The following is a 7,962-nucleotide window of genomic DNA, read 5'->3' as shown; positions in this document are numbered from 1 at the left end:
TTTATATTCTGCTGTATCTGTTTCTCTCACGGACTTACAAAAATGTCGAGGTGGTATTTATTCGCCATCACACGCAGGCGAAAGAAGTCGACGAACATGAGTTCTTTTATTCGCAAGAAACCGGCGGCACCATTGTGTCTAGCGCCCTGCGACTGATGGATGACATCATCAAAGACAGGTACAACCCGACAGAATGGAATGTTTACGCCGCTCAAGCCTCAGATGGCGATAACTGGGCTGACGACTCACCGGGCTGTCGCGAGTTGTTGCAAAAAACGCTGTTACCGGTGAGCCGCTATTACGCCTATATTGAAATAACACGTCGTGCGCACCAAACACTGTGGCGTGAGTATCAGTCACTCGCCGAAAGCCATGACAATTTTGCTATGCAGAACATTCGCTCCGCGGAAGAGATTTTCCCCGTATTTCGCGAATTGTTTAAGCGTCAGGTCGAAGCCTGACGCCATACCGGCATAGACGCATTTTATCAGGGAGGCATGGTATGGCTGTCACCAAAGGTAAACACAAGACTCCACTCCACGATGGGCCGGATTGGACCTTTGACCTGCTTGAGCAGTATCACAAGGAAATTAAACGGGTTGCCGAACACTACAAGCTCGACACCTATCCCAATCAAATCGAAATCATCGCCGCCGAGCAGATGATGGATGCTTACTCCAGTGTGGGAATGCCCATCAACTATAACCACTGGTCATTCGGCAAAAAATTTATTGAAACCGAGCGCAACTATAAGCATGGGTACATGGGGTTGGCGTACGAGATTGTGATCAACTCGGACCCGTGTATTGCCTACCTTATGGAAGAAAATGCTGTTCGCCAAACACTACATTAGCGAGTGTGAAGAAAAGTACGGCCTCGCGGAAGTCGAAAACCTGATCGACTCCTGCCACGCGCTGATGAACTATGGCGTCGACAGGTATAAACGTCCGCAAAAGATCTCACTTGCCGAGGAAAAAGCACGCCAGAAAGCACGAGAAGATTATCTGCAAACCCAAGTTAACGAACTGTGGCGGACCATCCCAGGCGGGAAAAAWGAGCAGGAGGCAGAAACGCGCCGTTTTCCATCAGAGCCACAAGAAAACCTGCTGTACTTTTTTGAGAAACATTCCCCACTCCTAGAGCCTTGGCAGCGTGAGATTGTGCGGATCGTCCGTAAAGTGAGCCAATATTTTTATCCGCAAAAACAAACGCAAGTGATGAACGAAGGTTGGGCGACCTTCTGGCATTACACCATTCTTAACCACCTTTATGATGAAGGCTTGGTCACGGATAGCTTTATTATGGAGTTTTTACATAGCCATACGAATGTGGTCGCGCAGCCGCCCTACAATAGTCAGTTTTATTCCGGCATTAATCCCTACGCGCTCGGGTTTGCCATGTTTCAGGACATTCGCCGCATGTGCGAAGAGCCAACCGATGAGGATAAATACTGGTTTCCTGACATTGCCGGCAAAGACTGGCTTGAGACGGTCCATTTTGCGATGGCAAACTTTAAAGATGAGAGCTTTATTAGTCAGTTCTTGTCCCCCAAGGTGATGCGGGATATGAAATTTTTTGCGGTCAATGACGACGATCGACAAAACTATATTGAAGTCACCAGCATTCATAATGAACAAGGGTATCGTCAGCTACGTGAAGACTTATCAGCACAATATAACCTGAGTAATCGCGAGCCAAACATTCAAGTCTTTGATGTCGATTTGCGCGGTAATCGTTCACTCACACTGAGGTATGTGCCGCATAACCGTATTCCGCTCGCTAACTCTCATGAAGAAGTGTTAAAGCATGTCCACCGACTCTGGGGGTTTGAAGTGGTTTTGGAAGAAGAAACCAGCGAAGGACGTGGAAAAATTCTTAGCAGTTGTCCCAAGCGTCCCCAGTTTGATCCTGATATGTTAATGGGTAGCCATTAGGAACAGCCCCCAGCCTAAGGGACATCCAGCGCCATTAAAAAAGCCGCCCTGATGCTTTCATCACGGCGGCTTTTGTTATGCACGCTCAGGTTTATGTGCCTTTACGCTCAGGTTTATGCGTCTTTACGCCAAGACCTATGCTTCTTCTTCAGCCATGTGAGAGGCAATGGTCTCACGGTTACTAAACCATAAGCCCCCGCACTCACGTCCGTATTGTTTTACCCGGTCACCAATGGCTGGATGTTGGTTATTGGCCACCATTTCGCGTAGATCACTATAAAAGCTCAGCGCATTTTCACAGGCACGGCGGTCCATAAAGTAATAGCCCCCCACGCGTGAATAAATTTGGCGCATACCATTAATCGTCAACACATAGACTTTATTGCCAGAGAAGTGCGCCATGCCTTGGAACAAGCGATAATCGAAATGATTAAAAGCACGGCCCATACAAATACGCTCACACAGCTCAGGATCCTGCTTACCATATTTGTCCTGAATTTTTTTGACGTCTTTCAGAACTTCGCTTTTCTCATCAATCAGATCTAAGAACTGTTCAAAGCGCTCGCACTCAAGCACTTGTTGGCAGCGCTTAATAACCAAATCAATTAGGTCCAAGCAGTCTTGCGGGCGATTTTTAGCTGCATAACGCATATAGACACCGCTGATGTCTGTCCGCGCCGCAAGTAAATCCTCGAGAACCCCGTGCACGTCCTGCCCTTCCAGGGTCACCAGCGTATCAAGAATACTGAGCCCCGACGTTCGCATGTAATCATTGACCCGAGTAGGTTTGCCATGTTGAATGGTTAACCAACCATCGCGGGCGAGGCGCTGAAGCACCTCCCGTAACGTGGTGCGCGTCACGCCAATGAGTTCAGACAATTCACGCTCTGCGGGTAAAATAGAGCCCTTTGGGAAGTGATTGTTCCAAATACTTTCAATTATATATTTTTCAGCAAATGTTGCTGGGCTATCCGCCTTTATAACCATTGAATCTAAATTCCAATTTGCTTCTTGCTCTGATTAATAAGTCATCATACCACTAGTCATGAGTTGCAGAAACAGCTCTGTGATATCGCCACCAATCGTGTGACATCTGCTATCTTTTTGTACCAGATCAATGAAAATTTGGGCATAACTCGCAAAACTACGTCATACAAGATGTAACAAAATATGTCTAAGGCAAACTGGCGCACACTTACTGTCTGACAAGGCTATCCTTCGTTGCTCTGAACGGGTAACTCATACCGATAGTCGTACCGTCACTTTTAACTGTCACCCTCTCGCGTGCGAGCTTTATGGGCTCACCACACTAAGCGATGTAGCACGTAACTCGCCCATCCGTGCGCGTTAAGAGACATAGATAACAATGAGACTATCATTATGGCTAAGACCATTACGCTCAGCACCGCGTTTTTAAAGAACTTTCTCGGCAAAGCCCCTGATTGGTACAAGCTGGCCATTGTTGGCTTTTTAATTATTAATCCGATCGTTTTCTCGATTAACCCTTTCATGGCCGGTTGGCTACTGGTGGTCGAGTTTATTTTTACTCTGGCCATGGCGTTAAAATGCTACCCACTTCAGCCTGGCGGGCTATTGGCGATTGAAGCGGTCGCGATAGGGATGACCAGCCCAGATCAAGTTAAGCACGAGCTGGTAGCCAACGTAGAAGTTCTGCTGCTGCTTGTTTTTATGGTCGCCGGCATTTACTTCATGAAGCAGTTGTTGCTTTTTATTTTCACCAAAATACTACTGGGCATTCGCTCTAAAATTGCCCTTTCATTAGCATTTTGCAGCGCGGCTGCAGCGCTTTCGGCCTTCCTTGATGCCTTAACCGTGATCGCGGTGGTGATCAGTGTCGCCGTCGGCTTTTACTCTATTTATCACCGCGTTGCCTCGGGGAAGGAGCTTGGTGCCGCCCATGACCACACCTCAGATGACAGCTTAAGTGATGAGCTTAGCCGCAACGATCTGGAGAATTATCGTGCCTTCTTACGCAGTCTATTGATGCATGCCGGGGTGGGAACTGCACTCGGGGGCGTGATGACGATGGTCGGTGAGCCGCAAAACCTGATTATTGCCGATCAAGCTGGCTGGCATTTTGGTGAATTTATCCTACGCATGGCACCGGTGACCCTGCCCGTTTTCTTTGCTGGTTTGTTAACCTGCATAATCGTTGAAAAGTTTGGCTGGTTTGGATACGGGGCAAAATTGCCGAATAACGTGCTAAACATATTGGTCGAGTACGATAAAGTACAACGCGCAAAACGCACGCCACAAGATGTCGCGAAGCTCGTGGTTCAAGCGTTGATCGCCGTTTGGTTGATTGCCGCCCTTGCCCTTCACTTAGCCGCAGTCGGCTTGATTGGTCTCAGTATTATTATCTTGGCCACCTCGTTTACCGGGGTAATCGATGAACACCATATCGGCAAAGCGTTTGAAGAGGCACTCCCTTTCACTGCGCTATTGGCGGTCTTTTTCTCAATAGTCGCGGTGATTATTGACCAGCACTTGTTTGCACCGGTGATTGATCTGGTGCTGTCATTGGAAGGCCATTTGCAACTTACCATGTTTTATGTAGCAAACGGCTTGCTGTCCATGGTGTCTGATAATGTCTTTGTGGGGACCGTCTACATCAATGAGGTGAAAACAGCGCTCCTCAATGGGGTCATTGATCGCGAGCAGTTTGATATGTTGGCGGTCGCTATCAATACAGGGACTAACTTGCCGTCCGTTGCGACTCCTAATGGTCAAGCTGCGTTTTTGTTCTTGCTTACTTCGACGCTGGCTCCCTTGCTACGCCTGTCATACGGGCGCATGGTTTATATGGCACTGCCCTATACCATTGTGATGGGCTTATTGGGCGTGATGGGTATCGAGTTCTTTTTGGTGCCAGCAACCGAGTGGATGCTACACCAAGGCTGGATATCTGAAACCATCCATATGACCCAACAAGCGATACCCAGTGCGCACTAACGCATTTCTATCATTGACCTTCGTCTCAACAAACGATTGAATAGCAAGGCTCTCAGTGTAGAGCCTTGTTTTTTATCAGGAGTGAGTTATGTGGCGCGCCTTAAATCAATTTTCTCGCAGCCGAGCGTCCTGGCTGTTGTTGCTTCTCTGTGTGGTTGGCCTCGAAGCAACCGCGCTGTATTTCCAACATGGCCAAGGACTTGCGCCCTGTGTGATGTGTATTTATGAACGTGTCGCCTTATTTGGTGTGGGCACGGCAGCGTTACTCGGACTGATTGCTCCCGAGGAGCCCTTTTGGCGCACCCTAGGGTTGCTGGCCTATGGCATCACCGCCGCTTGGGGGCTAAAGCTTTCATTAGAGCATGTCAGTTATCAATTCCCCGATCCTAACCAACTCTTTGGCCCCACCTGTGATGTGGCGGTAAACTTCCCTTCTTGGGCCCCTTTAAACCAGTGGCTGCCTCAGGTGTTTGAAGCGTCTGGCGATTGCAGTAAAGTGGTCTGGCAATGGTTAGGTTGGTCCATGCCACAATGGCTGGTGGGCATTTTCTCGGCCATGCTCGTGATCTGGGGGCTGGTGGTTATCGCCCAGTTTATCGGTCGCCCACCGCGTCGGATTTTTTCTTAATAATACGCGGCTAGGCACTAGGCACTAGGCACCAAGATAACCGGATAAAAAAGAAAACGCCGATTTACTCGGCGCTTTGCATGAGTTGATGGTCGCTTACTGAATGACACAACTGACGTATTAACGGCCGGTCTGCGGCGCTAAATACCCCGGGGTCAAGCCGCTGGGGGTCGCTCCAGTATACGGCCTGATGCTGTTTCAACGTTAATGGCGTATCCAGAATCTCGCACCAATAGCTGCACAGTAAAATCACCTTGTCGCCATAATCGTATTCGGTTTCGACGATGGCTGCGCCGACGTTGATTTCAACACCGAACTCTTCAAGCCATTCACGCTTAAGTGCCTGCTGGTCGGTCTCGCCTTGCTCGACTTTGCCGCCAGGAAATTCCCACCAGCTGATAAACTGCGAATCTGGCTGTCGTTGCGCCACTAAAACGTGGTGACTGTGCGTGGCCACACCGGCCACTACGCGAATTGCAGTCGTCTGCGCTGCTGATATCATCCGATTAACGCCCGCAGCATTTTTTGAACTTAGCGCCACTACCGCACGGGCAGGCATCATTACGACCAACCGATTTGAACGGATTCACCTGATGCGCACCGTGCGTTCCTTGTTGTGCTTCATCGGCCGCTTTCGCGACTTCTTGGATCATAAGATCTAATTGCTCTACATATTGGCCAGGCTCAACATCAATCCCTACCTCTTTCATTTGCGCTAAGGTGCCGGCCTCGTCATGCAGTAGCAGCATAGTGGTCACTAATGCGGAAAGCATACGGCGGCTACCATCATTGAGTGTGACATCATGCCAATGCGGCTCAATATGGGGCCATACGGCAAGAAACCCTTCCGAAAAGGCTTGTGCGAGCTCGCCGCGCATCGCAATCATTAACGCGTCAGGCAAGGTGTAATCATTACGCATCAACGCATGATATTGTTGCTCCAGGTGCGCGAGTATGGCCTGCTTGTCCTTGTCATTAAGCGCCACGACTTCATCGTCTTCAACCCCGGCGGTCACTAACACCGACAACCAAGTATCTGGGTCCATCGGCACAGGACAAATGTTGGCAGCCAGCAGCGCCCCTTCAACAAAACTGGCCGGCATGCCGTCCCAGTCATCAGAGAGTGTCATAAGTGTTGACATAAGGTTTCCTATTTTATGAATTCTGTTTGCGCACGCGCGTTATCGAGCGCTCTGACTATCTCATCAGCGCGATTAAGGACGCGAATAACCTTAAAGCACGCGTCAGCCTGCGGATAATACTGACGCAAATACTTAAACCATTGCTTAATACGGTTAGGGAAATACACCGCCTTGTCTCCTTGGCGCTCCTGTGCGCTATAGCGCACTAACAAGGCCAACACCGCAGGCCAATCCATGGGCTCAACATTGTCACGAATATGTTGACCCAGGTTGGGCATATTTAGCGCGCCACGGCAAACCATTAATGTGTCACAGCCTGTGAGTGCTTGGCACTTAAGCGCGTCATCCCGTCCCCAAATATCACCGTTTGCCGTTACAGGGATCGCAAACAGTTGGTTAATCTCCGCAATTAAATCCCAACGAATCGTCCCTGCCTTGTAACCGTCGCGCTTGGTACGGCCATGGACCACCAGCTCGTCGGCTCCTGCATCATTAACCGCTTGGGCAATGTCTAAATAGTCATCCAGATCATTGAATCCTAAACGCACTTTTGCACTCACCGTATGTTCAGGCGCGACGCTTTCACGCACCGCTTTCACCACCTCGTAGATATGCTCAGGCGTCTTTAATAACGCTGCGCCGCCGCGGTTGCCATTCACCGTTTTAGAGGGGCAACCAAAGTTAATGTCGATCCCTTGCGACCCTAACTGAATCGCGTGCTGCGCGTTACTGGCCATCGCATCAACATTTTGCCCCAGTAGTTGGACCCGAACCGGCGTCCCCGCATCGGTAAAGCCACCTTGATGTAACTCAGGGCAGAAGCGATAAAAGACTTTTTCCGGTAAACGCTGATCCACCACACGCACAAACTCGGTCACGCAGAGATCATAGTGATTAATCTCAGTCAGTAGCTTGCGCATTAAGGGATCAAGTACGCCTTCCATGGGGCCTAATACAATGCGTGGTGATTGATAATTCGTTTGACTCATGCCGTACCTTTACCGTTAAGGCGCGCTATTTTGCCAGCTTTTCCCTCAAATCGCAGCACACAAAAAAAGCCAGTCGTCTTTTGACTGGCTTTCAAATGGTTAGCGAGTATCACTCACGCTTAGCCTTCTTGTTTGGCTGCCTTAACCATGGCTTCTAGCTGTGGATAGGGTAGATAGCCAGGTGCAACTTGATCGCCAATAATCATCGCTGGTGTACCACGCAACCCAAACACCTTAAACGCTTGATAATTTTTAATTATGTACTGTTCACTCTTACTGTTAGCCACCAATAATTC

Annotated in this window: 7 protein-coding genes and 1 pseudogene; 4 read left to right on the top strand and 4 right to left on the bottom strand. The window is 49.2% G+C overall.

The genetic code is table 11. The annotated features are described in order from the left end of the window. A partial coding sequence (locus BZG79_RS08605; RefSeq protein WP_199877646.1) for a DUF444 family protein occupies positions 1 to 461 on the top strand: 461 nt, incomplete at its 5' end. Positions 462 to 502: 41 nt separating this feature from the next. Continuing rightward, a pseudogene (locus BZG79_RS08600) lies at positions 503 to 1,934 on the top strand (SpoVR family protein). A 135-nt stretch (positions 1,935 to 2,069) separates the two neighbouring features. On the opposite strand, the gene fadR reads toward BZG79_RS08600, so the two are convergent. After that, on the bottom strand, positions 2,070 to 2,921 hold the full coding sequence (fadR, locus tag BZG79_RS08595) for a fatty acid metabolism transcriptional regulator FadR (protein ID WP_077660655.1): 852 nt from the start codon (positions 2,919 to 2,921) through the stop codon (positions 2,070 to 2,072). Between the two features lie 393 nt (positions 2,922 to 3,314). On the opposite strand from fadR, the gene nhaB reads away from it, so the two are divergent. Together nhaB and dsbB are read left to right on the top strand one after the other, a co-directional pair. Beyond that, complete coding sequence (gene nhaB, locus BZG79_RS08590) at positions 3,315 to 4,907, top strand: Na(+)/H(+) antiporter NhaB (protein WP_077460365.1); 1,593 nt, start codon at positions 3,315 to 3,317, stop codon at positions 4,905 to 4,907. 88 nt (positions 4,908 to 4,995) lie between these two features. After that, positions 4,996 to 5,535, top strand: coding sequence for a disulfide bond formation protein DsbB (dsbB, locus tag BZG79_RS08585; protein ID WP_077460364.1), 540 nt, complete (start codon positions 4,996 to 4,998; stop codon positions 5,533 to 5,535). Between the two features lie 64 nt (positions 5,536 to 5,599). Here the strand turns inward: dsbB and BZG79_RS08580 are convergent, their stop codons facing one another. From BZG79_RS08580 to dusC, 3 genes are read right to left on the bottom strand one after another with little or no spacing between them, the layout of a single operon-like run. Beyond that, positions 5,600 to 6,037: a (deoxy)nucleoside triphosphate pyrophosphohydrolase gene (locus tag BZG79_RS08580; protein ID WP_077660657.1), complete on the bottom strand. Its 438-nt coding sequence runs from the start codon at positions 6,035 to 6,037 to the stop codon at positions 5,600 to 5,602. Between the two features lie 4 nt (positions 6,038 to 6,041). Then, the gene (locus tag BZG79_RS08575) at positions 6,042 to 6,677 is read right to left on the bottom strand and encodes an SEC-C metal-binding domain-containing protein (protein WP_077576294.1); all 636 of its coding nucleotides are present in this window, start codon (positions 6,675 to 6,677) and stop codon (positions 6,042 to 6,044) included. 8 nt (positions 6,678 to 6,685) lie between these two features. Continuing rightward, on the bottom strand, positions 6,686 to 7,666 hold the full coding sequence (gene dusC, locus BZG79_RS08570; protein ID WP_077774192.1) for a tRNA dihydrouridine(16) synthase DusC: 981 nt from the start codon (positions 7,664 to 7,666) through the stop codon (positions 6,686 to 6,688). Positions 7,667 to 7,962: the final 296 nt, after the last annotated feature.

It is taken from the genome of Salinivibrio sp. MA427, from assembly GCF_001996115.1.
Lineage (GTDB): Bacteria > Pseudomonadota > Gammaproteobacteria > Enterobacterales > Vibrionaceae > Salinivibrio > Salinivibrio costicola.
Note: the sequence above shows the minus strand (reverse complement) of the source record. Positions and strands in the feature narration are given on the sequence as shown.

Bases quoted from the DNA above. Each gene is read 5' to 3' on its own strand.
- BZG79_RS08575 (WP_077576294.1), bottom strand. From the start codon at position 6,677: ATGTCAACACTTATGACACTCTCTGATGACTGGGACGGCATGCCGGCC.
- fadR (WP_077660655.1), bottom strand. From the start codon at position 2,921: ATGGTTATAAAGGCGGATAGCCCAGCAACATTTGCTGAAAAATATATA.
- dusC (WP_077774192.1), bottom strand. From the start codon at position 7,666: ATGAGTCAAACGAATTATCAATCACCACGCATTGTATTAGGCCCCATG.
- nhaB (WP_077460365.1), top strand. From the start codon at position 3,315: ATGGCTAAGACCATTACGCTCAGCACCGCGTTTTTAAAGAACTTTCTC.
- BZG79_RS08580 (WP_077660657.1), bottom strand. From the start codon at position 6,037: ATGATATCAGCAGCGCAGACGACTGCAATTCGCGTAGTGGCCGGTGTG.
- dsbB (WP_077460364.1), top strand. From the start codon at position 4,996: ATGTGGCGCGCCTTAAATCAATTTTCTCGCAGCCGAGCGTCCTGGCTG.